The 25,915-nt window shown below is 69.3% G+C and carries 24 protein-coding genes; 10 read left to right on the top strand and 14 right to left on the bottom strand.

Annotated features, from left to right (window positions below; all coding sequences use genetic code 11):
- Positions 1-26: 26 nt before the first annotated feature.
- Positions 27-1,130: a sensor histidine kinase gene (locus LXN57_RS13070; RefSeq protein WP_251798330.1), complete on the bottom strand. Its 1,104-nt coding sequence runs from the start codon at positions 1,128-1,130 to the stop codon at positions 27-29.
- Between the two features lie 108 nt (positions 1,131-1,238).
- On the opposite strand from LXN57_RS13070, the gene LXN57_RS13065 reads away from it, so the two are divergent.
- Positions 1,239-1,889, top strand: a complete 651-nt coding sequence (locus LXN57_RS13065; RefSeq protein WP_251798329.1) for a YqeB family protein — start codon at positions 1,239-1,241, stop codon at positions 1,887-1,889.
- Here LXN57_RS13065 and LXN57_RS13060 read toward each other — a convergent pair.
- The 3 genes from LXN57_RS13060 to LXN57_RS13050 form a co-directional block, all read right to left on the bottom strand.
- Entirely contained in the window at positions 1,865-2,707 is an 843-nt protein-coding gene (locus tag LXN57_RS13060; protein WP_251798328.1) for a methyltransferase domain-containing protein, read from the bottom strand. The genes LXN57_RS13065 and LXN57_RS13060 overlap by 25 nt on opposite strands.
- Positions 2,708-2,794: 87 nt before the next feature.
- Entirely contained in the window at positions 2,795-3,205 is a 411-nt protein-coding gene (locus LXN57_RS13055) for a type II toxin-antitoxin system VapC family toxin (RefSeq protein ID WP_251798327.1), read from the bottom strand.
- Positions 3,202-3,480 carry a type II toxin-antitoxin system Phd/YefM family antitoxin gene (locus LXN57_RS13050; protein ID WP_251798326.1) on the bottom strand — a complete coding sequence of 93 codons (279 nt, stop codon included), beginning with the start codon at positions 3,478-3,480 and terminating at the stop codon, positions 3,202-3,204. The genes LXN57_RS13055 and LXN57_RS13050 overlap by 4 nt, the downstream gene beginning before the upstream one ends.
- A gap of 173 nt (positions 3,481-3,653) precedes the next feature.
- On the opposite strand from LXN57_RS13050, the gene LXN57_RS13045 reads away from it, so the two are divergent.
- On the top strand, positions 3,654-4,676 hold the full coding sequence (locus LXN57_RS13045) for a Gfo/Idh/MocA family protein (RefSeq protein ID WP_251798325.1): 1,023 nt from the start codon (positions 3,654-3,656) through the stop codon (positions 4,674-4,676).
- 50 nt (positions 4,677-4,726) lie between these two features.
- On the opposite strand, the gene LXN57_RS13040 is transcribed toward LXN57_RS13045, so the two are convergent.
- The gene (locus LXN57_RS13040) at positions 4,727-5,272 is read right to left on the bottom strand and encodes a TetR/AcrR family transcriptional regulator (RefSeq protein ID WP_251798324.1); all 546 of its coding nucleotides are present in this window, start codon (positions 5,270-5,272) and stop codon (positions 4,727-4,729) included.
- Positions 5,273-5,335: 63 nt separating this feature from the next.
- Between LXN57_RS13040 and LXN57_RS13035 the strand changes: the two genes are divergently transcribed.
- Both LXN57_RS13035 and LXN57_RS13030 read left to right on the top strand, forming a co-directional pair.
- On the top strand, positions 5,336-6,775 hold the full coding sequence (locus LXN57_RS13035) for an MFS transporter (protein ID WP_251798323.1): 1,440 nt from the start codon (positions 5,336-5,338) through the stop codon (positions 6,773-6,775).
- Between the two features lie 388 nt (positions 6,776-7,163).
- The gene (locus LXN57_RS13030; protein WP_251798322.1) at positions 7,164-7,850 is read left to right on the top strand and encodes a hypothetical protein; all 687 of its coding nucleotides are present in this window, start codon (positions 7,164-7,166) and stop codon (positions 7,848-7,850) included.
- Here the strand turns inward: LXN57_RS13030 and LXN57_RS13025 are convergent.
- From LXN57_RS13025 to LXN57_RS12995, 7 genes are all read right to left on the bottom strand, one after another.
- Positions 7,835-8,707 (bottom strand): alpha/beta fold hydrolase, encoded by an 873-nt coding sequence (locus LXN57_RS13025; protein WP_251798321.1) that lies wholly within the window; start codon positions 8,705-8,707, stop codon positions 7,835-7,837. The two genes, LXN57_RS13030 and LXN57_RS13025, sit on opposite strands and share 16 nt — an antisense overlap.
- A gap of 103 nt (positions 8,708-8,810) precedes the next feature.
- Positions 8,811-12,368, bottom strand: coding sequence for a galactose-binding domain-containing protein (locus LXN57_RS13020; protein WP_251798320.1), 3,558 nt, complete (start codon positions 12,366-12,368; stop codon positions 8,811-8,813).
- Positions 12,369-12,542: 174 nt separating this feature from the next.
- Positions 12,543-14,129 carry a glycoside hydrolase family 13 protein gene (locus LXN57_RS13015; protein ID WP_251798319.1) on the bottom strand — a complete coding sequence of 529 codons (1,587 nt, stop codon included), beginning with the start codon at positions 14,127-14,129 and terminating at the stop codon, positions 12,543-12,545.
- 69 nt (positions 14,130-14,198) lie between these two features.
- Positions 14,199-15,083, bottom strand: a complete 885-nt coding sequence (locus LXN57_RS13010; protein ID WP_251798318.1) for a carbohydrate ABC transporter permease — start codon at positions 15,081-15,083, stop codon at positions 14,199-14,201.
- 4 nt (positions 15,084-15,087) lie between these two features.
- A complete protein-coding gene (locus tag LXN57_RS13005) occupies positions 15,088-16,029 on the bottom strand; it encodes a carbohydrate ABC transporter permease (RefSeq protein ID WP_251798317.1) in 942 nt (313 codons plus the stop codon).
- A 57-nt stretch (positions 16,030-16,086) separates the two neighbouring features.
- Entirely contained in the window at positions 16,087-17,469 is a 1,383-nt protein-coding gene (locus LXN57_RS13000; RefSeq protein WP_251798316.1) for an ABC transporter substrate-binding protein, read from the bottom strand.
- A gap of 218 nt (positions 17,470-17,687) precedes the next feature.
- Positions 17,688-18,674 carry a LacI family DNA-binding transcriptional regulator gene (locus tag LXN57_RS12995; protein ID WP_251798315.1) on the bottom strand — a complete coding sequence of 329 codons (987 nt, stop codon included), beginning with the start codon at positions 18,672-18,674 and terminating at the stop codon, positions 17,688-17,690.
- Positions 18,675-18,918: 244 nt separating this feature from the next.
- Here LXN57_RS12995 and LXN57_RS12990 point away from each other — a divergent pair, with 244 nt between their 5' ends.
- Both LXN57_RS12990 and LXN57_RS12985 read left to right on the top strand, forming a co-directional pair.
- Positions 18,919-19,326, top strand: a complete 408-nt coding sequence (locus LXN57_RS12990; protein ID WP_251798314.1) for a YchJ family protein — start codon at positions 18,919-18,921, stop codon at positions 19,324-19,326.
- A gap of 44 nt (positions 19,327-19,370) precedes the next feature.
- Positions 19,371-20,225, top strand: coding sequence for a tryptophan 2,3-dioxygenase (locus LXN57_RS12985; RefSeq protein WP_251798313.1), 855 nt, complete (start codon positions 19,371-19,373; stop codon positions 20,223-20,225).
- A gap of 4 nt (positions 20,226-20,229) precedes the next feature.
- Here the strand turns inward: LXN57_RS12985 and LXN57_RS12980 are convergent, their stop codons facing one another.
- Positions 20,230-20,826, bottom strand: coding sequence for a QsdR family transcriptional regulator (locus LXN57_RS12980; protein ID WP_251798312.1), 597 nt, complete (start codon positions 20,824-20,826; stop codon positions 20,230-20,232).
- A 452-nt stretch (positions 20,827-21,278) separates the two neighbouring features.
- Between LXN57_RS12980 and LXN57_RS12975 the strand changes: the two genes are divergently transcribed.
- The 3 genes from LXN57_RS12975 (at position 21,279) to LXN57_RS12965 (ending at position 23,909) form a co-directional block, all read left to right on the top strand.
- Positions 21,279-21,911 carry a DedA family protein gene (locus LXN57_RS12975; protein ID WP_221382150.1) on the top strand — a complete coding sequence of 211 codons (633 nt, stop codon included), beginning with the start codon at positions 21,279-21,281 and terminating at the stop codon, positions 21,909-21,911.
- A gap of 5 nt (positions 21,912-21,916) precedes the next feature.
- On the top strand, positions 21,917-23,089 hold the full coding sequence (locus LXN57_RS12970) for a sensor histidine kinase (RefSeq protein ID WP_251798311.1): 1,173 nt from the start codon (positions 21,917-21,919) through the stop codon (positions 23,087-23,089).
- 175 nt (positions 23,090-23,264) lie between these two features.
- Entirely contained in the window at positions 23,265-23,909 is a 645-nt protein-coding gene (locus LXN57_RS12965; protein WP_251798310.1) for a response regulator, read from the top strand.
- A gap of 153 nt (positions 23,910-24,062) precedes the next feature.
- Here LXN57_RS12965 and LXN57_RS12960 read toward each other — a convergent pair whose 3' ends face one another.
- Positions 24,063-24,671, bottom strand: a complete 609-nt coding sequence (locus LXN57_RS12960) for an Rv1352/Rv1906c domain-containing protein (RefSeq protein WP_251798309.1) — start codon at positions 24,669-24,671, stop codon at positions 24,063-24,065.
- A 381-nt stretch (positions 24,672-25,052) separates the two neighbouring features.
- On the opposite strand from LXN57_RS12960, the gene LXN57_RS12955 reads away from it, so the two are divergent.
- Positions 25,053-25,889, top strand: a complete 837-nt coding sequence (locus LXN57_RS12955; protein WP_251798308.1) for an SDR family oxidoreductase — start codon at positions 25,053-25,055, stop codon at positions 25,887-25,889.
- The last annotated feature ends 26 nt before the right edge of the window (positions 25,890-25,915 follow it).

Here is a 25,915-nt window from a genome sequence, read left to right as displayed (position 1 = left end):
CTCGTCGGTACGCCGGCCCTGGTCGCTCACGTCGGCCACGGCAGCCAGGCTCTCAGATGAAACTCGCCGCCCGTGGTCGGGCCGTGCTCCAGGCGGCCGCCCACGAGCTGGACCCGCTCGCGCAGGCCGGCCAGGCCCGAGCCGGCGCCCGGCATCGCGGCACTGCCCGGGGCCAGCGCGTTGCGCACTGCCACGTCGAGGCCGCGCTCGGCGCAGGCGCTGATCGCCACCCGTACGGGCGCGCCCGGTGCGTGCTTGCGCGCGTTGGTCAGAGCCTCCTGCACGATGCGGTAGGCGTGCCGGCCCACGGTCACGGGCACGCCGTCGCCCCCGTCGAGGGTGAGGCCGACGTCGGCGCCGGCCGACCGGGACTGCTCGACCAGGGCGGGCACGTCACCCAGAGTGGGCTGCGGCTGATCGTCCGCGGGCGCGCGCAGCATGTGGATCACCGAACGCAGGTCTTCGAGGGCGTCGTGGGCGGTCTCGCGGATGACGCCGGCCGCGCGCTGCTCGTCGCCGGAGGCTTCCCGCCGTACCTCCAGAGCGCCGGCATGGACGGCCAGCAGTGACAGCCGATGCGCCAGCACGTCGTGCATCTCGCGGGCCAGGCGCTCGCGCTCGGACGAGCGGGCCTGCTCGACCCGCAGCCGCTGGCCTTCCTCGGCCTGGCGGGCCCGCTCGGCCAGCGAGGCGACCAGGTGGCGGTGGGAGCGGATCAACATGGCGATCGCGACCAGGCTGACGTGCAGCAGCACGAGGAAGATGACCACCTCGTAGTAGAGACGCGTGTTGCCCAGGGCGATGAAGTAGATCGAGGCGACCAGCGCGGCGTGCAGGGCGACCAGGCCGGCCGCCACCCCGGCACGGCGGCGCAGACCGACGGCGAACAGGGCGATCGGTGTGGCCCCCATCGGCAGCGCGAACAGGATGCCGAGTGGGATCAGCACGAGGGCTAGCGTGACCGGACGGGTGCGCCGGAACAGGATCAGGCAGGCCACGGCGAGCGCGCCGGTCGCGACCTCGACCGGGACCGGCGCGCCGTCGCCCTCGCTGATCGTGTTGACGAGGAAGAAGAGGCCCAGCGCGACGGCCGTCGAGGCCACCGACAGCTCGACCAGCAATCTCCGCATGGTTCGACGCTACCGGCGCCGCCTTCCGGGGGGGCAGTCGACTTTGGTCTACGCCGCGTCGACCCGAGTCGGTATCGGCGGCCCGGACGCCGCGCAAGACTCGATGACGTGCTGGAACAGGAAACGACTGTGCCCACCCCCTGGTGGTCGCGGATGCTCGTGTGGCTCCTGCTGCCGGTCGCCGGCGCCGGGCTGCTGTGGGGAATCCTCTGGGTGATCGACCGGCTGCCCTTCGGCGGACCGTTCAACCTGATCCGGGACCTGCCCGAGCCGTGGGACCTGGTGGTCGCGCTCGGGATCGGCTTCGTACTCGGGCTGATCCTCGCGGCGCTGGTCGACGCCGAGTCGCTGACCGTGCGGATCACGCCGATGGAGGTGGTGCTGACCCGGCCCGGTCATCGGCGGGCGGTGCCCAAGGGCGAGATCGCGCTGGCCTTCCCCGACCGTGACCAGCTCGTGCTGCTCGGGCGCACCGGTCGCGAGCTGGCCCGGGAGCCCTCCCACCTGTCGAAGCAGAAGCTGAGCGCGGCGTTCGGCTCGCGGGGTGTGGCCTGGGCCGAGCAGGATCCGTACCTCGACGCGTACCGGCGCTGGGTTCCCGGCCTGCCCGATCTGCCCGACGCCGTCTTCACCGCCCGGCAGAAGGCGCTCAGCGCGGGCGACGACGATGACGTCCGGGAGCTGCGCGAGGAGCTGGGACGGCTCGGGTTCGTGGTGCGGGACGAGAAGAAGCGTCAGTACTGGCGTCGCGCCTCCTGAACGGTGCCGGTCACCGTCCAGATGGTCAGGACGGCCAGGAAGTCACCGCGGGCGCCGGCCTCGTCGACGTGCGAGAACCACTTCTCCCGTACGCCGGGCGGGGTCGTCCACACCTCGGCCGGCACCCCGGCGTTGACCATGGGCAGCACCACCGCAGCCGACCCCGGGTCGCCGAACAGGCACGTCACGGGGGTCGCGCTGACGTCCGTCAGCCCCTTGCCGACCAGCCGGCGGCGCAGCGTGCGGCCCATGTCGACCTGTTTCGGCGTGAGGCGGCCGTGCATGGCGGCCACGACGGCGCGGGCCAGGGCCGGCGGCACCCCGTCGAAGGCCAGCGAGCTCCAGTCGGTGTCGATCAGGCAGATCCGCCCGCCGGGCCGGGTCACCCGCACCAGCTCGGCGATGGCCAGGTCGGCGTCGTCGACGTGCTGGAGCACCCGCTCGCACCAGACCCCGTCGACGCTGCCGGCCGGCAGGTCGATCGCCGAGACGTCACCGGTCGTGTAGCGCACGTTGCTGCCGTCGTGCCGCTCGACCGCGGCGGCGATGATGGCGGCCGAATAATCCAGGGCGGTCACGCCCCCGGCCGGGCCGACCTCCCCGGCGATCCAGCGGGCGACGTCGCCGCCGCCTGAACCCGCGTCGAGCACCTGCCAGCCCGGCTCGGGCCGGAGCGCGTCCATCGCCGTACGGCGAACCCGGCGGATCTCGGGGTGCCGCCCCATCTCGTCGAGAGCGGCCAGCAGCATCGCCGTCATCTCACGAGGCTGCCGATCGAGGTCGGCGAACGGCGTGCGTTCCATCTGCGCGGGCTTCATGGGACGAATGTTGACGCATCAGAAGCTCTCCGCTGAAGCACCCGTCACCCATCCGACAGGCAGCCTCACGGTCTGCTGCCTCGCCGATCAGTCCTGACCCGGACTGGCGACGGGCAGCCCCGCGGCCTTGGCCGCCTCGAGCAACCGGCGATCGTAGGTGACGAAGGCGGTGAGAGCCGACCCCGACTCGTTGGTGAGAACCTGCGCGGTGGCGAGGTGGATGGCGTCGAGGCTGCGCAGCGCCGGCTCGGCGAAAGCGGCCGCCGTCGCGCGGATCGTGGAGTCGATCTCGAGCCGGAACAGTCGCCCGACGGCGGCGGGGACACCGATCATCGCCTGCGGCGCCGACCGCCGCAGGGCTCGGGGCACCTCTACCTCGACGAGGGCGGAGGAAACCAGGGGCGCGTCGTCGTGCGAGTTGAGCCAGGCGACAAGGTCGGCACTGTGCGTTTCCTGGCGGACGAGCTTGACGACGGCGGCGGAATCCAGATAGATCACCAGCGTTCCTCTTCGCGCATGTCGGCGAGGGCGGCGGCGACATCCACGTCGTCGCCGCCGAGTTTCGGGGGAAGAGGAACCGGCCCGCCACCGGTGGGAGCGACAGCCCGACCCGTGGCCACCAGCTTCGCCAGAGCCTTGTGGTCGTCGCCGACCGGAACGAGCCGGGCGATCGGGCGCCCCCGATCGGTGATCTCGACGGTTTCACCCCCGCTGACCCGAGCGAGAACCTGGCTGGTGTTCTGGTTCAACTCCCGCACTCCAATACGCTCCATAATGAAGAGTGTAGAACTTCAGGTTCTACACCGCTATGACTCAGTCACCCTAGAACAGCGCCAGTCGGCAGACCGCAAGTTGTCCACAGGCCCGGTCCGGCGCGATGCGCGTTGTCCACAGGCCCCGGGGCAGCGTGCGGGAACAGTGCGCGCATGTGGCAAGGTTTCGAGACATGAGTGACGCGGTGCGGTTCGGGCTGGTCGGCTACGGCTCGGGTGGGCGAACCTTTCATGCTCCCCTGATCGCCTCGGCGGCCAACGTCGAGTTCCTCGGCGTGGTCACCACGAACGAGGAACGCCGCAAGCAGCTCGCCGAGCAGCACCCCGCGGCAACCGCGTTCGACTCGATCGCCGCGCTGGCCGAGGGCGGCGCCGAGGCGGTGGCGATCTCGACGCCGGTCACCACCCACGCCGACCTCGCGCTCGAGGCCATCGCGCACGGGCTGCACGTCGTCTGCGACAAGCCGTTCACCCTGACGGCCGAGCGCGCCCGCGAGGTCGTCACCGCCGCCAAGGCCAAGGGCGTGCTGCTCAGCGTCTATCAGAACCGGCGTTACGACTCCGACTTCCGGACGCTGCGACGGCTCATCGACGACGGGCAGTTCGGCACGGTCCGGCGGTTCGAGTCGCGCTTCGAACGCTGGGCGCCCGAGCGCAAGCCCGGCCCGGCCGGCGGCGGCACGCTGCTCGACTTCGGCTCCCACCTGGTCGACCAGGCCCTGCTGCTCAACGGGCCGGCCGTCCGGGTCTACGCCGAGGTGCGCGGCAGCGGCGAGCTCGACGACGACTTCTTCCTCGCGCTGCACCACGTCAACGGCGTCGAGTCACACCTGTGGGGCAGCTGGCGCCAGGGCGCGCCGGGCCCCCGCTACCGGGTCGCGGGCACCACCGGCACGTTCGTGGTGGCCGACGTCGACAGCCAAGAGGCCGCGCTCAAGGCGGGCCTGTCGCCGGCCGCCCTGGGCGACGGGTGGGGCGTCGAGCCCGAGGCGAAGTGGGGCCACATCTACCGCGGCGACGACGGCACGCGGGTGCGCAGCGAGCGCGGCCGCTGGGATCTCTACTACCCGGCCTTCGCGGCGGCCGTGCGGGGCGAGGGTCCGCTGCCGGTCGACCCGGCCGACGTCGTGCGCAACATGACCGTCCTCGACGCGGCCCGCGAAAGCGCGCGGAGCGGGCAGACGATCAGGCTCTGAACCCGGGCGGCCCTGGGCGGGCGCGCGGGCCCCTCGGGCTTGTCCGCGGGTCAGGCTCGCAGGCCGCTCAGGGCTATGCCGAGCACGCGGTCGCGCTGGACGTCATCGACGTACGTGCCCGAGGTCAGGCCCGCGACGAGGCGCAACAGGTCGTCGAAGCTGGCGTCGGCGCGCACCTCGCCCGCCTGCTGGGCGCGGGTGAACAGCGGCTCGCCCGCCTCGTACATGGTCGCGCGGCACGAACGGAACATCTCAGACTCGCGGTTGAGCGCCTCGATGACCGCTCGCTTCGTGCCGACGTACGAGACGAACTGGTCGAGCCAGGCGGTGAGCGCTTCCCACGGCGGGCGGCCGGCAACCTCCTCGGCGACGCGGGCAAGCTGGTTGATCTCCTCGACGTAGACCGCCTCGAACAGATCCTGCCGGGTCGGGAAGTTGCGGTAGAGCGTCCCGATGCCCACGCCGGCGCGCCGGGCGATGTCTTCGAGCGAGGCCTCGGTGCCGTTCTCGGCGAACGCCTCGCGCGCCGCGACCAGCAGTGCTTCGAAGTTGCGGCGCGCGTCGGCACGCTGCGGACGGCGTACGGCAACCGCCATGGAGACACTCCTCACAGATAACCGGCTTGCCAACCGGAGGCACCCCTCCACTAATCTGGAGGCATGCCTCGACTTTACCAGCGCTCGCCGCGAACCACCTTCGCGGTCCTGGCCGCCGCCGCGGCGGCCTTCTCGCTCATGCAGTCGCTGGTCACGCCGGTCCTCCCGACGATCCAGCAGGACCTGCACACCTCCCCCGGCACGGTCACCTGGGTGCTCACCGCGTGGCTGCTCAGCGCGTCGGTCGCCACCCCGCTGATGGGCCGCATCGCCGACATGACCGGCAAGGACAGGGCGCTGCTGGTCGCGCTGGCCGCGATCGCCGTCGGCTGCCTGCTGGCCGCGGTCGCCCCCAACGTCACCGTCCTGATCATCGCCCGGGTCATCCAGGGCCTCGGCGGCGCGATCTTCCCCGTCTCGTTCGGCATCCTGCGCGACGAGTTCCCGCCCGCGCGGGTCACCTCGGCCATCGGCGTGCTGGCCGCGGTCATCGCCACCGGCGGCGGCCTCGGCATCGTGCTGGCCGGCCCCATCGTCGGCGCGCTGAACTGGCGCTGGCTGTTCTGGCTGCCGCTGGCCGTCGTCATCGTGGTCGGACTGCTGGCCTGGCGGCTGGTTCCAGCTTCCCCGGTACGCACCCCCGGCCGCGTCAACTGGCTGTCGGCCGCCCTGTTGTCGGGCTGGCTGGTCGCGCTGCTGCTGCCGCTGAGCAAGGCCACCGCCTGGGGCTGGGCTTCGGCCCGCACGCTCGGCTTCCTCGCCGCCGCGGTCGTGCTGCTGACCGCGTGGCTGCTGACCGAACTCCGGTCGTCCGAGCCCCTGATCGACATGCGCATGATGCGCCTGCCCGCGGTGTGGACGGCCAACCTGGTCGCCCTGCTCTTCGGGGCCGCGATGTTCGGCGTGTTCGCCTTCCTGCCTCAGCTGATGCAACTCCCCCGCGAGTCCGGCTTCGGTTTCGGCGCCACGGTCACCGGCGCCGGCCTGCTGATGCTGCCGATGCTGGTCACGATGGCCGTCTTCGGCTCGCTGAGCGGCCCGCTCACCCGCTGGGCGAGCAGCAAGGCGCAACTGCTGTGGGGCGCCGGTCTGAGCACGATCGCCACGCTGGCCCTGGCCCTGCGCCACGACGCACCCTGGCAGGTGGCAGTGGCCGGCGGCGTCTTCGGCATCGGCCTCGGTCTGGTCTACTCGTCCCTGGTCAACTTGATCGTGCAGAGCGTCCCCCGCCACCAGACCGGCGTGGCCAGCGGCATGAACACCAACATCCGCACGATCGGCGCCTCGATCGGCACGGCCGTGGTCAGCTCGATCATCACCAGCCACCCCGGCCCCCAGGGCCTGCCCGCCGAATCCGGCTACACCGAGGCCTTCCTCGTGCTGACCTTCGTGGCGGCGGCCGCCTTCCTGGTCGCCCTGCTGGTACCCACCGCCCGCAAGACCGCTCCCGAACCCGAGCGAAGCCCCGAGACCCTGCCGGAGCTCTCCCCCGTCGAGGTCTGACCGCCCGACAACAAAGCGCGCGCTCACCCATCCGGGAGGGCGCGCGCTCCGTCGTAGCTGTAACCACACTGCCGCAAGACTATGCCCCGGGTCGCATGCGAAGCAGAGGCGAATCCCGGAGCGCACGACTGCCACTTCACCGCGACACTGGGCAAGAGACTAGAGTACCTACGACCAGTGTTCAAGCGACTAGTCACCATGAGGTGGTTGACGATGCGATCAGGCGGATCGGTGCGCCCTGCCTCACACTCTCAACGACCCGCCGACCAGGAACTTCGCCAGAAAAGACGTTACCCCGGGTCGCATGCGAAGCAGAGGCGAGTCCCGGGGCGTGCACTGACAACGTTAGCACGACGTCGAGCTCTTCTACGAACCTCGGAGGCATCACGTGTCCCGGTCTGAGCCCGACGCCGAATGGGTCAAGCGATTCCTCTCTGTGCCGCGATTCCGGCCGTATGTCCGGGACTGCGGAGGGAACGAGGCACTGGCTTTGGCGCTCTATCGATGGAACATCGAGGTGTCGTCGGCTCTCCATCCAGCGCTCAACTTTCTCGAGGTTCTCCTGCGCAACGCTTTCCACAACGAGTTGACCAGCCACTATGTAAGATCCGCGTGGTGGACGGTCGCCCGGCTGGCCGGTGATGGCGCGCTCCTCATCGCCGGCGCTCGACGGAGGCTCAATCGAACATGCCGCCATGAGCCGACCTCCGATGACGTTGTCGCCGCGATGCCCCTCGGCTTCTGGGTCTCATTGCTCAACCGCGACAACGAGGAGGTCACGTGGCGGCCGGCTCTCCATCGTGCCTTCCGCCCGGGCTATCGCGGGCCACGGCGCGAGATACACGCACATCTGGAGCATCTACGTATGTTCAGGAACCGAGTCATGCATCACGAGCCCGTTCACATGCGGCATCTCGAGGCGGATCACCAGCGCATCTACGAGCTTGCGGAGTACCTCGCTCCTGGGGCTGCGAAGATGCTGCGGCCTGTGGACCGTCTGGCCGAGGTTCTGGCTCGCCGACCCGTGCCTTACCTCGGAAGACGGCGGCCCGGCCTGACTCAGACGGAGATGTGAGCAAGCAGGTTGTCGACGACTTTGTCGAAGTTGGCTATCAGGGACAGGTGACCCTCGTCGGGGCGCAGGTGCACCTCGGCCCCGGGCACGTGGTGGGCCAGCCAGTGGCCGTGGGCGGGTGGGACCATGCGGTCCTGTTCGCCCTGCCAGATGGCGACCGGCACGCGGATGTCGGCCAGCGCGAAGCCCCAGTCGGCCAGGACCGCCAGGTCGTCCTCGCGCCAGCCCGCGATGCCGGCCGAGACCGCGTAGCGGGTCGACTCGGCCAGGTAGTCGGCGAAGCCGCCCGTCAGGGCTTGCTTGTCCACCTCGGACAGCAGGTCGCCGAAGGCCGCCACCACGTCGTCGGCGGTGACTCGGGCCAGGTCGCCGGCCATGTCGGTGAGGAATGTGTCGAGGGGCTGGACGCCGGCCGCGGCCGCCTCGAACTCGGCGATGTTCTCTTCGCCCATGCCGGCGAGCCAGTCGAGACCGGGCGCCTCGTAGGGGGCCACGCCGGCGATGGTCGACGCGCCGACACAACGGCCGGGCAGCAGGGCGGCACAGGCCAGCGCGTGCGGGCCACCGCCGGACCAGCCGACGGTGACGAAGTGGGTGGCATTCAGGCCGTCGAGCAGGGCGGCGGTGTCGGCGGCCACGTCGGCGACCCGGCGGCCGGGGTGCGGCGACGAGCCGCCGTAGCCGGGGCGGCTGGCCTCGACGATACGCAGGCCGTGCTTCAGGGCCGATTCGAAGACCGGGGCTTGGCGCACGGCGCCGGACGGGGTGCCGTGATGCAGCACCAGCGGCAGGCCGCCGGGCGGGCCTTCGATGAGGTATTCGAGCGTGCGGCCGTCGGGCAGGACGATGCGTTCCACGCCGACGAATGTACGCAAGCGACGCGCACGCCGCTGGCGGAACGCCAGGGCCGACCCGAAGGGGCCCGCATGGACGGACGCGGGCCCCTCGTTCACACCAGGGTCAATTACGGATGATGGTGAAGGTGGAGGTCGGGTTCTCGATGTCCCGGTAGTTGTTGCTCATCTGCAGGTTGGTGAAGGTCGCCGAACCGACCGCGGGGCCCTGGCCGGCCTCGGGCATCGGGTTGGCCCAGATGCCGTAGCCGGACTTGGCGTCGTAGGCGTCACCGCTGCGCTGAGCACCGGTGATCGTGACGTTCGTGAAGACGGTGTCCTTCACGATGTTCTGCGGCTGCCCGCCCACGTAGTTGGTCTGGAACATGATTCCGGAGTAGGTCGGGTCGATGATGTCGACGTTCGAGACCCGGATGCCCTGGAAGACCTTCGACGCGCTGAACACCCAGATGGCCGGGAAGACCTGCGCGCCCCAGAAGTGGCCGCCGGCCCGGACGATCGAGATGTTGTCGAAGACCGTCGGCGGGTCGGCGCCGAACCCGTTCATCGGGTAGCCGAAGTCCAGCGAGCTGATCGTGATGCCCGAGTAGACCAGGGTGTCCGCGATGTAGATGTTCTTGAACGTATTGGCGTACCCGCCGTAGACCGCGATGCCGGCCGCTCGCCACGTCAGAATCGACGTGAGGTTGGAGTAGACGTTGTTGATCTCGTCGGCCCCGCCCGCGTCGATCGCCGAGAACAGCGCGAAGCTGTCGTCGCCGGTCGCCCGGGCCTCGTTGTTGTCGACCAGGTTGCCGGTGCTGCCGTTGGTCATGTTGACGCCGTCGGCGAACGTGTTCCGGATCCGGGTGTTCTTGATGACCATGTTGTCGGTGTTCGCGCCCCAGTAGAGGCACACCACGTGCTCGGTCCAGATGTTGTCGATCGTGATGTTGGCGACGTTGGCGAAGTCGAAGACCTTGCCGGGGCCGTCGATGCGGATCGTGTAGTTGCCGAAGAACGCGAAGTCGGCGAACGTCGAGCCGTTGGCGGTGCTGTCGGCCCGGAAGCCGGCGTCCGTCTCGGTCTGCGTGGACGGGGTGTAGAAGCGCGTGTACCAGGGCCCGGCCCCGACCACGCGGATCGACTTGCCGTACACCTGGAACTTGGAACCCGTCTGGTAGTCACCGGCCGGCAGGTAGACGCCGAGCTTCGACGAGTCCTGGCGGGCGGTGTCCAGCGCGTTCTGCACGGACTGGTGGTCGAATCCGGCCGGCACGACGTACCGGGCCGTGTCCGGGTTGGCCTTGGGGGCGACCTGCTCCAGGTTGATGAAGTCGATCGCGATGGCCCCGCTGTTGGCGCCGTCCTTCTGCAGCTTGATCGTGCTGCCGGCCGGGAACGAGCCGGTCAGCAGGATGTTCGCCTCGTCGTAGATGTGCCGCGGCCCGGTGCCCGAATTCTGCGGCGCCGCCTCGTTGCCGTACAGCCAGGCGTACTTGGAGGTGAGCGGCAGCGTCTTGTTCAGCGAGCCGTTGACGTAGACGTTGATCGAGCTGGTGGTGCCGTCCGGGATCGAGAACCGCGCCACGATCGTGTTCGTCGCCGCCCGCGAGGTCCACTGCACGTACGCCCCGGTCTGGTTCAGCGTCACGGCCTTGCGCCCGGACGCCTCGCCGGCCAGGTCGCCGACCGTCCGGTTGGGGCCGACAACCGCGGCGCCGCCACCGGTCTGGCCATCCTCGGCCTCGTAGAAGTCGAACGGCATGTTGGCGCCACGACCCACGAAGAACGACTTCTCGCTGGTGTTGTTGGCCTGCTTGACGGGCAGCTCGTTGGCGTCGTTGGCGACGACCGTACGGACGGTGTAGCGCCCGTTGGCCGCCGTCCAGGTGCCCAGGTTGATCGCCGGCGACGACGCGCCCGCCGCGAGCGTCCCGCTCCACGAGCCGGTGAGCGTGCGGACCACCGACGAGCCGTTGAGCACCGTCAGCGTGATGCCGTGGGCCCCACCGGCCGACGCCGCCGAGCCCTGGTTCTTCAAGGTGACCGAGAAGGTCACCGTGTTGCCCGCTGTCGGGGCGCCCGGCGACCAGCTGACCACCGAGGCGACCAGGTCGGAGCTGCTGACCGGGGTGACCACCAGCGCCGCCGGGCTGGTGTAGGAGTTGTTGGCCTCGTTGGACTCGATGACCGTGTTCGACTCGTCCACCTTGGCCACGACCTGGTACGAGCCGGCGTCCCGGGCGCCGATGCCGGCCGAGACGGTCGCCTGCGCTCCTGCCGCCAGCGCACCGACGGTGGCGGTGCCCACCTTGGTCGTACCCAGGTAGAAGTTGACGTTGGAAGCGGCGCTGGCCACGCCGCCCGCGTTGCGCACGGTGGCCGAGAGCGTGACAGTGTCGGTCTCGACCGGGGAGGCGGGCGAGGCCGAGGTGCCGGTGATCGTCAGGTCCGGGTTGGGGGCCGCGGTGCCGATCGCCTGCAGCTCCGCGACCTGGCCACTGGGGGCGCCCGAGTTCGCGGTGAAGGACAGGCGCAGATCGGCCGCGGTCGCGCTGACCGGAACGGTCACCGTGTTGCCGGAGGCCGGGTTGAAGGAGTACGACGCCGCGCCCACGATCGTCGTGAAGGTGCTCGAGCTCTGCTCGCGTCCGAGGATCGCGAACGTCTGCTGCCGCGCGCCCCACGAGCTGTCCGGGTTGAGCTTGACCACGACCGACGACAGGGCCGCGTTCGCGCCCAGCTTGACCGTCAGCGTGGCCGGGTAGCCGCCACCTTCCCAGTACGTCGCGGTGTTGCCGTCGTTCGCGTTGGTGGCCACGAACGTGTGCACCACCGAGGACGCCTCGATCGGCTTGCCCTGGGCCAGGTTGCTGCCCGGAACGGACGTGCCGTTGCGGGTGACCGTGTTGCCGAGCGCCGACGTGTTGCCCGCGGCGTCCTTGGCCCGCACCTGGTAGGTCACGGTCGCGCTGGCCGGCTGCGTGTCGGTGTACGTGAGCACGTTGCCCGCCACGCTGGTGCGCAGCACGCCGTTGGCGAAGACGTCGTAGCCGGTGACGCCGACGTTGTCGGTCGAGGCCGACCAGGTGAGCCGGATCTGGTCGCCGCCGGGCTGGGTGAAGGCCAGGTTGCCGGGCACGCTCGGCGCCTGGGTGTCGCCGCCCGTGACGGGGCCGTAGACCTCGAGCTCGGAGAGCTGACCGGCGGGCCAGCCGGTATTGCCGGTGACGTTGACCCGCACGAAGCGCGCGCTCGCCGCGGTGAAGTCGATGGTCACCGTGTTGGCGCCGGCCGGGTTGAAGACGTAACCGGCACCGGCTTTGAGGGTCGAGAACGAGCCGCCGTCGGTGCTGCCCTGGACGGACAGGGTCTGCGTCCGCGTGGCCCACGCCGTGGCCGGGGGCAGCTTGAGGACGACCTGGTTGACCTGAGTGGCGGTGCCCAGGTCGACCTGGAGCCACTGCGGGAAGGCATTGTTGTTGCTTTCCCAGTACGTGTTGGCGTTGCCGTCACCGGCGTTGCCCGCGCCGTAGACGTCGGTGACGCTGCTCGCGCTGAAGGTCTTGCCGGCGGCCAGGTTGGGGCCGGCCGCGTTCGCGGGTGAGGGGACAACGAGGACGGTGGCTACGACGCCGGCCGCGGCGAACGCGGCGAGAAGTCGTCGTCTCAATCTGGACATGCGGGAGCGCACCTTTCTTCGAGGAGGCAGAGCTGGACGGGCTCAGGAGGGATGGACCTCGAACTTGGAGAGCTGGCCGGCGGGCCAGCCGGTGTGGCCGGGCGCGGACGTCGTGGGTGGGGTGGTCCGGTTGGCCATGGGGAATCCCTTTCTCAGGTGGCCGGCCCCCGGGTGTTACGAGCGCATGCGCAGCCACACGGCGGTGTCCTGGGGGAGGCGGTCACCGTCGAGAGGGCTGCTGGCGAGCAGAACGGACTGGTGCGCGGGCAGGGCGATGGGGGCGCCCGACATGTTGACGACACAGGCGAATTCCTGACCGCGGCAGAACGCGAGCACCGCCGGGTTCAGGTCGAGCCACTCCATGCCGCCGCGGTGGAGACCGGGCTCGGCCCGGCGCAACGCGATGGCGGAGCGATAGAGCTCCAGCATCGAGTTGGGGTCGCCGGTCTGGGCCTGGGCCGTGCGGTCCTTCCACTCCGCCGGCTGGGGAAGCCAGGGGGTGGCGGTGGTGAAGCCGAACGGGGCCTCGTCGCCGGTCCACGGCAGCGGCACCCGGCAGCCGTCACGGCTGTGCCCGCGCCGGCCCCACATCGGGTCCTGGAAGTCCTCGGGCGGGATGTTCTCGTTCTCCCACAGTCCGAGCTCTTCGCCCTGATAGATGTAGGTGGCGCCGGGCAGGGAAAGCGACAGCAGGGCAGCCGCGCGGGCCCGGCGGGTGCCCAGTTCGAGGTCGACCGGGGTGCCGTCGAGGTTGTTGTCGAAGCTGAACGTGGTGTCCACACGGCCGTAGCGTGTGACGTGCCGGGTGACGTCGTGGTTGGAGAGCACCCAGGTGGCCGGGGCGCCGATCGCCGCGTGGGCGTGCAGGGTGCGGTCGACGCACTCGCGCATCAGCCGCGGATCCCAGGCACAGCCGAGGAAGTCGAAGTTGAACGCCGCGTGCAGCTCGTCGGGTCGCAGGTAGTTCGCGAACCGCTCGACCTCGGGCATCCACACCTCGCCGATGAGAGCCCGGTCCCCGCCGTACGAGTCGGAAACGCGCCGCCACGACCGGTAGACCTCGTGCACGCCGTCGAGGTCGTGGAACGGGTGGGGGTTGCCCTCGAGCACCTCGGGCAGGGCCGGGTCCTTGAGCAGCAGCGCGGCCGAGTCGATCCGGATGCCGTCGACGCCGCGGTCGAACCAGAAACGCAGAATGCTCTCGAACTCGGCCCGCACGTCGGGGTGGTCCCAGTTCAGGTCCGGCTGCTCGGGCGTGAACAGGTGCAGATACCAACTGCCGTCTCCCGTACGGGTCCAGGTGGTGCCCCCGAACTCCCCTCGCCAGTCCGTAGGCATCTCGTCGCCGTTCTCACCCCGCCCCGGCCGGAACCAGAAGTAGTCCCGCTCCGGCGCGTCCGGGTCGGCCAGCGCCGCCTTGAACCACGGATGCGCGCTGGAGATGTGGTTGGGCACGATGTCGACGATCATGCGGATGCCGGCCGCGTGCGCCTCCTCGATCAGCGCCTCCGCCTCGGCCAGCGTGCCGAACGCGGGATCGATGTCGCGGAAGTCGGCCACGTCGTAACCGGCGTCGGCCATCGGCGACGGGTACCACGGGCTCATCCAGATCGCGTCGACGCCGAGGTCGCGCAGGTGTCCCAGCCGGTCCCGGATGCCCGCGATGTCGCCGACGCCGTCGCCGTTCGCGTCGGCGTAGCTGCGCGGATAGACCTGGTAGATCACCGCGTCGCGCCACCACTGGGAGTCTTTTTCGGACACTGGAAACCCGCTTTCTGTGCACAGTGGGTCCGACGACCCTTGTTGGATCGCCCGTATTGTGTGTTTACGTCAGCCTTTCAGACTGCCGGTCGTCAGGCCTGACATGATGTTTCGCTGGAAGAGCAGGAAGATGATCACCGTGGGGATCGCGGCGATGACCGAGGCGGCGATCACCACGTTCTGCGGCGTGCCGCCCGAGAAGGCGTAGATGCCGACGCTGAGCGTGCGCGTCTCCGGTGACGGCATCACCAGCTTCGGCCAGAGGAAGTCCTTCCAGACCGCCGTCACCGCGAAGATCGACACCACGCCGAGGATCGGCCGCGACATCGGCAGGATGATCGACCACAGCGTCCGCAGCGGCGAGGCGCCGTCCACCTGCGCGGCCGCGATCAGATCCTCCGGGATCGAGTCGAAGAACCGCTTGAGCAGGAAGATGTTGAACGCGTTGGCGACCAGGGGCAGCCAGATGGCCCACGGCGAGTCGAGCAGGTTGACGTGAATGATCGGCAGGTCGATCGCCGTCACGTACTGCGGCACGATCAGCACCATGGCCGGGATCATCAGGGTGGCCAGCATCAGCCCCAGGATCACGTTGCCGAAGGCCGGGCGGAGCTTCGAGAGGGCGTACGCCGCCGCGGTGTCGAAGACGAGCTGGAAGAAGACCGCGCCGGCCGCGTAGTAGAACGTGTTGAACATCAACTTGGCCAGGTCGAGGTTGGTCCAGGCGTCGATGTAGTTCTGCAGCTGCGGATCGTGCGGCCACAGCGTGGGCGGAGTCTGCGCGATCTCCTGGCCCGACTTGAGCGCCCCCGTGACCATCCAGTACAGCGGCCCCAGGAAGACCAGCGTGAAGCCGAGGACCACGACCGTGAGCAGCGTCCAGTAGATGACCTTGCCGCGGCCGCGGCGGAGCTGGGCCTGCGAGATGAGGGTCCGGGTGCCGGAATCAGCCATGGTCTCAGTCCTGTTTCGTGGTCAGTCGCACGTACACGGCGGAGAAGGCGGCCAGCACGATGAGCATGATCACGCCGAGCGCGGCCGCGCCGTTGAGGTCGTTCTGGAAGAAGCCGTGCTGATAGATCAGGTAGGCCACCGAGGTCGCCGAGTCCTGGGTGCCGGCGCCGTTGGCCAGGATCAGCGGCTCGATGAACAGCTGCATGGTGGCGACGATCTGCAGCATGGCCAGCAGCGCGAGGATGAGCCGGGTCTGCGGGATGGTGACGCTCCAGATGCGGCGCCAGATGCCGGCGCCGTCGAGCTCGGCCGCCTCGTACAGCTCGCCCGGGATGTTCTGCAGCGACGCCAGATAGATCAGCACGGCGCTGCCCAGGTTCATCCAGGTCGAGGCGATCACCATGGCCGGGATCGTCATGGTCGGCGACTGCATCCATTCCGAGGTCGGCAGGTGCAGGAACGTGAGGATCGCGTTGAACAGGCCGGCTTCGCTGGGGTCGTACGCGTAGTACTTGAAAAGGAAGAGCGCGGACGCCGGGGGCAGCATCACCGGCAGGTAGACCAGGATCCGCAGGTAGCCCTTGGCGTGCCGGAACTCGTTGAGCAGGATCGCCACGAAGAACGGCAGCACATAGCCGACGACGAGGGCCAGGATCGTGAACAGGAACGTGTTCTTCCAGGCGATCCAGAAGCTGGGGTCGGCGACGATGCGGGTGTAGTTGTCCCAGCCGACCCAGGTGGTCTCGCCGCGCCGGGTGCGCTGGAAGCTCATCACGATGCCGCGGATCATCGGGTACCACATGAAGAGGGCGAAGCAGACGACCGCCCCGATCAGGAACGCGTGCCCGGTGAGGTTGTCTTTGATTCGGCGTGCGGCTTTGCCGCTGGGCTTGGCCGGCGCCGGTGCGGTCTGCGTGGTGACGCCCGGCGCAGTCATGATCGCCAACTGGGGCTCCTGGGTTGAGGGCGCGGGAGCCGGAGGTCCGGCTCCCGCGCTCCGGGGTCAGCTGCCGGCGGCCTGGAGCTGGTTGACCTTGGTCTCGGCCGTCTTGAGCAGGGAGTCGATGTTGGCGTTGGGGTTGGTCAGCACCCCGGACATCGCCGAGTCGAGGACCGCGTAGATGGCCTGCGCGTTCCGGGGCTCACCGACGATCGGCACCGGGTTGTCCTCGAACGCCTTGAAGTTCGCGGTGTCGACGTTCGCGTTGGCCTTGCGCAGCTCGAGCTCCTGCTTCTGGGCCTCGCTACCGTTGGTGAACAAAAGCGGCTGGGGCAGGCCGACCGGGTAGTTCTGCGGCTTCGCCCGCACGTAGTCGAGCTGGCCCTTGCCCGGCGTCAGCTTCTGGTAGGCGATCCACTTGAGACCGGCCTTGACCTGCTCGGGGGTGAGGTCCTTCTTGAAGAAGTAGCCCTCGCCGCCGCCCAGCGTGCCCTTGGCCGGGCCGTCCTGACCGGGCATCGGGCCCATGGCCCAGTCCTCGTACTTGCCCTGGAACTGACTCACGATCGCCTGGGTCGCGTCGGGCGCGCCGATGAACATGCCCACCTTGCCGGCGCCGGCGTTGGTCAGCAGGTCGCCCCACTGCAGCAGCTGACGGCTGCCCATGCTGTCGTCGCCGTACCGCATGTCCTTGAGGTTCTGCAGGACCTGCTTGCCCTGGGCGTTGTTGAACTCGGCCTTCTTGCCGTCCTCGCTGAGGATCTTGCCGCCCTGCGAGTAGTTCAGCGCGGTGAAGTGCCAGCCGCCGGTGTTTCCCGCGCTGTATTCGGAGTAGCCGGCGACGCCGCCGCCGGTCCCCGCGATCTTCTTGGCCGCGGCGCGAACCTCGGCCCAGGTCTTGGGCGGGGCTTCCGGGTCGAGCCCGGCCTTCTTGAAGAGGGCCTTGTTGTAGACCAGACCCATCGAGTAGTTCTTCACCGGTACGGCGTAGAGCTTGCCCTCCTCGGTGAAGACCTCCTTGAGGGCGGGATCGACGCTGTCCCAGGTCGGGATGGTGTCCTTGGTCGCGTACTGGGTGATGTCCATGGCCTGACCGCTGTCGAGCACCTGCTGCAGGTCGGTCATGTAGCCGTAGAAGACGTCGGTCATCGTGCCCCCGGCCAGGCGGGCCGTGAAGTCCGGCGGGTTGTTGCACTGCTCGCCGACGCTGACGCTCTTGATCGTGATGTCGGGGTTCTGCTTCTGGAACTCCGCGACATCGGCGTTCCAGTTCGCCAGCAGTTCCTTCTGCGCGCCGACCGGCTGGCAGTCGACCGTGATGGTGACCTTGCCGGCAGCGTCTGTCCCGCCGTCGTCGTCGCTCTTCGTGGAGCACGCCGTGAGGCTGAGCCCCAGGCCGGCCACGAGCGCGAGCGCCGCTGCCTTCCGGTACTGCGGTACGGACATCTGTCCATCCCTTCGGGAACGGTTATCCATGGCCATCGTTGTCAGGCGTGATCGTGTGACTTGGGTCTCGCATGTTTCGTGGACGTGACGATACAAAGTCCAACCGGTTCACCGCAAGAAGCCGACTGAAGAAAGAAAAAACGCGACTAGCCCCGCTGTAGGCGCGCACGACAAAGGGCGGGCCGCAGGGCCCGCCCTTCAGGTAAGAAACTTGCTGGTCAGTCGCGCTTTCGTGCCGGCCCGGTGGAGCCGCGCACCACCAGCTCCGGCTCGAAGAGAAGCTCGTCGGGCTCGACGCCGCTGCCCTCGATCTGGTTGACGAGCAGGTCGACGGCCGACTGGCCCATCAGCTCGATGGGCTGCCGGACGGTCGTCAGCGGCGGGTCGGTGCACGTCATCAGGGCCGAATCGTCGAAGCCGACGACCGACACGTCGCCCGGCACGTCGAGGCCGAGCCGGCGGGCGGCCCGGATCGAGCCCAGCGCGAGCACGTCGGAAGCGCAGATCATGCCGGTCACGCCGCGGTCGATCAGCTTGGCGGCGGCCAGGCGCGCGCTCTCCATCGAGAAGCTCGTGCGCTCGACCAGGAACTCCTTGCCCTCGAGGGCGGCCAGCTTGCGGCGCGAGGGCACGTGGTCCTCCGGGCCCATGACCATGCCGATGCGCTCGTGACCCAGCGATCGCAGATGCCCGTACGCCTGCTCGACGGCCACCGCGTCGTCGGTCGAGATGTGCGGGAAACCCAGGTCGGAGACGCCCGCGTTGACCATGACGACCGGCATGCGGCGGTCGGTCAGCGCCCGGTAATGGCCGTGCTCGGCATCGGCCAGGGCATACGAGCCGCCGGCGAAGACCACCCCGGAGACCTGATGGTCGAGCAGCATCTCGATGTAGTCGCGCTCGGGGACGCCGCCGATCGTGCGGGCGGCCAGCAACGGGGTGAAGCCACGCTGAGCCAGCGAGGCGGTGACCACCTCGGCCAGCGCCGGGAAGATCGGATTTTGCAGCTCGGGCAGGACGAGACCGACCAGCCGGCCGCGCTCGCCCCGCAGCTTGGTCGGTCGCTCGTAGCCCAGGACGTCGAGCGCGGTCAGAACGGACGCGCGGGTCGCCTCGCTCACACCGTTGCGACCGTTGAGCACCCGGCTGACGGTCGCCTCGCTGACGCCTGCCTTCTTGGCCACCTCGGCCAGACGTTTGGTCACGTAGGCAGCGTACGTCAAATGTCTGCAAAATTCGAACGCGCGCTTTCATGACGTTCGCCATCCGCCGTTCGGTCTTGCAGGTTGTTCCGCATGATTGCGGGCCGTGCTCGCTGACGCGTTTAAGTCGTCACTCTCTGCTCGCCTGACATTCCGGTGTCCCGATTCGCTTTCGCCGACCACGTCGCGTCCCACGCGCTTCGGTATCGCCGTCCAGCACGGGATGGTGACCTGAGAAAATGAGCGCATGGCGTCGAAGACGAAGCTCTGCCCCTGCGGCCGCGGGCTGCCCTATGCCGAGTGCTGCGAACCGGCCCACCTCGGCACTCCCCCGGCCACCGCCGAGGCGCTGATGCGGTCGCGCTACTCGGCCTTCGCGCTCGACGACGACGACTACGTGCTCCGGTCGTGGCACCCCAAGACCCGGCCGGCCCGCATCGAACCCGACTCGCGGCTGCGCTGGACGGGCCTCGACATCATCGAGTCCACCGGCGGCGGCCTGTTCGACACCGAGGGCATCGTCGAGTTCCGGGCCCACTACAAGGACCACGGCAAGGCCGGCGACATGGTCGAGCGCAGCCGTTTCGTCCGCTCCGACGGGCACTGGGCGTACTGGGGCCCGATCCTGGCCAACGGCTCGTTGGCGAACGCCTGAGCTGGTGTGATTCTCTTCAGGTGAGGATCTGAGGAGGAATTACCGTGGAAGGCGACCAACGGCCGATCGAGGACTCCGTCGTCCGCGATTTCAAGGTCAACCTCTCGTACGGCCGATACCTGCACCTCGACGAGCTGTTGAACGCCCAGCATCCGGTGAGCGTGCCCGAGCACCACGACGAACTGCTGTTCATCCTGCAGCACCAGACCTCGGAACTGTGGCTCAAGCTGGTGCTGCACGAGCTGCGTGCGGTGACCCGCCGGATCGCCGCGGACGACCTGCGCCCCGCCCTCAAGGGGCTGGCCCGGGTCAAGCACATCCAGCGCACGCTGACCGAGCAGTGGTCGGTGCTGGCCACGCTCACGCCCAGCGAGTACGCCGAGTTCCGCAGCTTCCTGGGCACGTCGTCGGGCTTCCAGTCGTATCAGTACCGGGCGGTCGAGTTCCTGCTCGGCAACAAGGACAGGCGGATGCTGTCGCTGTTCACCGACGACCAGAGCGCCCTGGCCATGCTGACCGAAGCGCTCGAGGCGCCCAGCGTGTACGACGAGTTCCTGCGTTACCTGCACCGCCACGGCCACGACGTGCCGAGCGAGCTGCTGCAGCGCGACGTGACTCTGCCCTGGCGCTACAACGAAGACCTGGTGCCGGTGTTCGTGCGCATCTACAACGACCCCGAGAAGTTCTGGGAGGCGTACGAGGCCTGCGAAGAGTTCGTCGACATCGAGGAGAACTTCCAGCTCTGGCGGTTCCGCCACCTGAAGACGGTGGAGCGCACGATCGGCTTCAAGCGCGGCACCGGCGGCTCCAGCGGGGTCGGCTTCCTCAAGGCGGCGCTCGACCTGACGTTCTTCCCCGAGCTCTACGCCGTACGCACGGAAATCGGAATCCCCGGCTGACCCGTCAGAGGGCCGCGTTCAACAGGGAGCGCAGGGCCGGGACGAGTTCGTCGAAATCCGCCTTCTTGCCGGTGAAGAACTCCGCATAGAGAAACGCGCCGACCATGCGGACGTAGAGAAAAGCGAGATGCTGAAGGTCGGCGTCCGGCGGCAACTCGTCAGTCAGCCCGGTCTCGCGGAAAACCGTGAGCTGATTGGCGACCGCGCTCTCGTGCACGCCGCCGGCCGGTGTGAACAATATTCGCGATGCCGCCTCGGGATCCTGGCGCAGAAAGGTCTCGAGGACGGGCGACCGCAGCAGCTCGCCGAAATGCCGGGAAATCTCGACCACACCGTCGAAGCCCGCGGCCGTGCGCGCCGCCCGGGATTCGGCGAACATGGCTTCGGTGAGCGCTCGCAGGACGTCGTCGAGCAGGGCGTCGCGGCTGCCGGCGACCCGATAGAGCGTGGCTCGGCTGATGGCCATGGAAACGGCCAGTTCTTCCATGTCTATTGTGGATCGGCTCAGAAAGTGCTCGATCCCGGCCCGCACCACCTGTTCGTGCGTGACAACCCGGCGGCTGGCCCTTTCATCGCCCACTACCGTCACCATCGCCCGCATCCGACCCGGTGATCACTGTGCCAATCTGCCGAATTGATGCGCGGTTTCCCTTCGTCGGATCTCATCCCCACCAGCTCCTTTGTCCGTAATGCCGCCGGAGTCCTTGTCCGTAGTGCCGCCGGAGTCTTCGTCCGTAGTGCCGCCGGAGTCTTCGTCCGTAGTGCCGCCGGAGTCTTTGTCCGCAGTACCTCCGGACATCGAAGACTTTCGCTGCGACCGCCGTCCCACGATTTCCGCTCGCCTTGAAATACGGATCGGAGGGCCCTCAGGATCGATTCGGCCACGATCCGATCCCGCTCGCGGATTCACCTGCCCCTCCCGCTCGCCACTCTGCTCCTTCGGCCGGTCGGCCGGACTGGGGCCGGCGCCCGAATCGGGGTGTGGTTTTCCGCAGGTGAGTTCGGCGGCCGGCTTCATGGCCGAGCCGACCGCCGATCCCTAGCGTTTTCGCCATGACCTCGACGTATGCAGCCGACGGCGGCCTCACCGGCTTCGTCACGGGCCTCGTGGAACGCCTCGGTGGGCCCGGTGCGGGCCTCGCCGTGGCGCTGGAAAATCTGTTCCCCCCGATCCCGAGCGAGGTGATCCTGCCGCTGGCCGGCTTCGCCGCCGGCCAGGGCCGGATGAGCCTGATCGGCGCCATCGCCTGGACCACGCTGGGTTCGGTCGTGGGCGCGGTCGCCCTCTACTACGCGGGCGTGCTGCTCGGCCGCGAGCGGCTGCGGGCGATCGCCGCCCGCCTGCCGCTGATCAAGCTGAGCGACATCGACCGGACGGAAGCCTGGTTCCATCGCCACGGCCCCAAGACTGTGCTGTTCGGCCGCATGATCCCCATCTTCCGCAGCCTCATCTCCATCCCGGCCGGCGTCGAGCGCATGTCGCTGCCCGTCTTCCTGCTCTGCACCACCGTGGGCAGCCTGATCTGGAACTCGGCCTTCGTTCTGGCCGGCTACTACCTGGGCGCCAACTGGCACGAGGTCGAGGCCTACGCCTCCACCTTCCAGAAGGCCGTGATCGTCGCCTGCGCGGTGGCCGTGGCCGCCTTCGTCGCCGTCCGCCTGACTCGCCGCCATCGCGTACGGTGACCGAGATGCTTCCTCGCGTTCACCCGTCCGGGCCGGCGGGCTCCGACCTGGCCGCCCGCCCGGGCGACCACGCGATGAGCCGGGGGCTTCGCCTCTTGATCCGGGCCGGGCAGCCGCTGGCCGTGGTGTCGCTCGGGGCGCTGAGCGGCGCCGGCGAGGTCCTCTTCCTGATCGTGGCCGGCCTGGCGTGGCGGTCACGGGGCCGGGCCGGTGTGCTCGAGAGCGCTCGGCAGATCGTCGCCTGGGAGCTGCGCCGGCTGTCGCTTCCACCCATGAGCGCCGATGCCCCGCGAATGCTCGGCTACCTCGTCGCCCGGCTGCTGCCGGCCGCTCTCGGGGCGGTCGCTGCCGGGCTGCTCCTGGTCGGGCTGGTGCTGGCCGGCATCGTGACGCAGGCCGTCCTCACCGGGCAGATGAGCGGGGCCGAGCTCGTCATGCAGATCGTCATCGGGTCGGCGCTGCTGGCCCTGAACATCCAGGCCGTCGCCAGCGTGCTGCGGCTCGACCGGTGGCTCGCCGGCAACCTGCTCGAACCGGGCGGCCGCGAAGATCTCGAGCAGCGCATCACCGAGCTCACCACCACCCGGGCGGGCGTGATGGCAGCCGTCGACGCGGAACGCCGGCGCATCGAGCGCGACCTGCACGACGGACTTCAGCAGCGGCTCGTCGCGCTCGGCATGATGCTGGGCCGGGCCCGCCGCAGCCACGATCCCGAGCAGGCGACCCGGCTGCTCGGCCAGGCCCACGACGACGCGCAGCGAGCGCTCGACGAGTTGCGCGAGGTCGCCTGGCGCGTCTACCCGTCGGCGCTCGACCACGGCACTCTCGAAGACGCGCTCGGCATGGTCGCGCACGGCTCGGCCGTTCCCGTCCGCATCGATTACCGCCTGGCCGATCGACCGCCGCCACAGGTCGAGACCGTGCTCTACTTCGTGGCCTGCGAGGCCATCACCAACGCCGCGAAGCACTCCGGCGCTACCGTGATCCACATCGACATCACCGGCGACGACGGAGAGATCGCGATGGTGCTCCGCGACGACGGCCAGGGCGGCGCCGACCCCACCGGCAGCGGCTTGCAGGGCCTGGCCCGCCGCGTGGCCGCGCTCGACGGCCGCTTCACCCTGACCAGCCCCGAGGCCGGCGGCACCACGATCCAGGTGACGCTGCCATGCCACTGACCTCCCGCACCGGCAACGCCCCGCGACCCAGCCTTGCCCCGCGACCCAGCCTTGCCCCGCGACCCAGCCTTGCCCCGCGTGAGTTCAAACGCCTCCCCGCACCCGAGACGACCCGCCGCGACCCCCATAGCCCGCTCCGCGACGGGCGCCTCTCGGCGGTTCGGCGGTTGTTGCCGTGCGCATAGTGCTGGCCGAGGATTCGACGCTGCTGCGCGAGGGTTTGGTGCGGCTGCTCGGCGACGAGGGCCACGAGGTTGTCGCGGCGGTCGCCGATGCCGATCAGCTCGTCGAGACCGTCGGGAAACACCAGCCCGACATCGTGGTGACCGACGTCCGCATGCCGCCCACCAACACCGACGACGGGCTGCGCGCGGCGCTCGAGATCCGCCGCCGCTGGCCCGGCATGGCCGTGCTGGTGCTCTCGCAGTACGTCGAGAAGCGCTACGCCGCCCGGTTGCTGGCCGACCGTTCCGAGGGCGTCGGCTACGTCCTCAAAGACCGGGTCGCCCAGGTCGAGGACTTCCTCGACGCCCTGGACCGGGTCGCCGCCGGCTCCACGGCGCTCGACCCCGAGGTCGTGCGGCAGCTGATGTCCGCGACGAGCCACACCGATCCGCTGAGCCGGCTCACCGCCCGCGAAAGCGACGTCCTGCGCCACATGGCCGAGGGCTACACCAACGCCGCCATCGCCGACCGCCTCTTCGTCTCGCAGAGCGCCGTCGAGAAACACGTCAACGCCATCTTCGACAAGCTCGGTCTGGCCGACACCACCGGCTACAGCCGCCGCATCCTGGCCGTCCTGCGCTACCTCGGCTCCTGATCGGTGGCCGCGATCATCACCGGCGGCACGGCCGGCGCGGCGGGCTGGCCATCGCCACCCCAGGCAGGCCTGTCCACCGGCCGGCGCCGACGCGCCGACGGCCTGCGCCGCTCTACCCGAGCGGCGCCTCGCCACCGATGGCCCTGGGTCGTGTCAGGCGATCTTGGTCCACGTGGTGCAGCTGCTGGATTTGAAGATGCCGCCGGGCGGGATGGTGACCAGCAGTTGGCCCTGCGAGATCTCGTTGGCGATGATGTTGCTGGAAGCGCCGTCGGCCGAGCGGGATCGTTCCCAGTAGCAGAACTCCTTGTTGGAGGAGGAGCGGTAGGTGCCGGGGACGAAGTCGGAGCCCACGAAGTAGACGCCGTTGCCGGGGATCGTCGTCCTGGTGGACTTCGTCCTCATGGCGGCGGGGGTCACGCGGGTGAAGAGCTTGCAGCCGCTGGTCTTGAAGACCTTGTCGGTGGGCTTGACGTAGACGATCCGCTGGCCGTCGCCGATGTCGTTGGCGATGATGCTGCTCGTCGCGCCGGTGGTGTTGGTGGCGCGCTGCCAGTAGCAGGCGCTGTTGCCGACCGAGCGGTAGACGCCGGCCTGGAAGTCCTTGTTGACCACGTAGGTGCCGTTCCCGGGGATGGTCGTCTTGGGCGCTGCGGCGGCCGGAAGCAGGCCCGTCGACAGGCCGGCGAGTCCGCCCACCAGATAGACCGCTGCCACTGCGACCTGCCGCTTGGCCATTCCACGCCGGAGAGAAGCGCTCATCATGTTCCTTCGTTCCTGCTGTCAACGGAGACGGTGCCACCGCGCGTGGGGCGGTCGCGGAGAGCCCGCCGACAAACGCCCTTGAACGGTCAAGGTCACCAAATCGGATTTCTCGACGCTCCGCGGCCCGAACGGGACCGGGTAGACCGTCCGCGCTCAAGATCCGCCCGAACGGCCGACGTCGTTCAGGTTCGGCAATCGGGCGGCTGAGCGTCCACGGGGCGGTGAACGGCTGAGCGTCCGCGGGGCGGTGAACGGCTGAGCGTCCCGAGGCGGTGAACGGCTGAGCGTCCCGAGGCGGCGGGCGGCTGAGCGTCCGCGGGCGGTGAACGGCTGAGCGTCCGCGGGGCGGCGGACGGCTGGGCGGCGTACAAAAGGGGGATGAGTTTGATCGTGATCACGGGGGCCAGTGGGCGGTTGGGCGGGCGGGTGGCTCGCAGGCTGAACGGGGCCAAGCGGCTGCTCGTTCGGGATGCCGGGCGGGCACCGGATATCGAGGGCGCTGACGTGGCTGTGGCGGCCTATCGGGACGGGGACGCTGTGCGGCGGGGGCTGGAGGGAGCCGAGACCGTGTTCATGGTGTCGGCGGCCGAGACGCCGGATCGGGTGACGGAGCATCGGAGTTTTGTGGATGCGGCCGTGCTCGCGGGGGTGCGGCACGTGGTCTACACGTCGTTCATGGGGGCGGCGGCCGATGCTTCGTTCACGCTGGCCCGCGATCACTGGGCCACCGAGGAGCACATCCGGGACAGCGGGCTCGCCTTCACGTTTCTGCGGGACAACCTCTATGCCGACTTCCTGCCGTTCATGGTGGGCGAGGACGGCGTCATCCGCGGACCGGCGGGGGACGGGCGGGCGGCGGTCGTCGCTCAGGACGACATCGTGGACGCCGCACTGGCTGTGCTGCGCGACCCGGGAGCTCATGAGGGGCGTACGTACGACCTGACCGGCCCGGCTGCGTTGAGCCTGACCGAGGTCGCGGCGGAGATCGGCGCGGCCACCGGGCGGGAGGTCCGCTATCACGCCGAGTCGATTCCCGAGGCGTACGCGTCGAGGGCCTCCTACGGCGCGCCGGATTGGCAGGTCGAGGCGTGGGTGAGCACCTACACCGCGATCGCGAAGGGCGAGCTGGCGGCGGTGAGCACGGCCGTCCCCGACCTGACCGGGCACCCCGCGACGACCCTCGCGGAGCTCTTGAGTAAAAGCTCGGCGGCCTGAGCCGGTGGCCGGCAGAGCTCGCGATG

The organism is Paractinoplanes hotanensis, from assembly GCF_023717965.1.
In the GTDB taxonomy this organism is placed as follows: domain Bacteria; phylum Actinomycetota; class Actinomycetes; order Mycobacteriales; family Micromonosporaceae; genus Actinoplanes; species Actinoplanes polyasparticus.
Note: the sequence above shows the minus strand (reverse complement) of the source record. Positions and strands in the feature narration are given on the sequence as shown.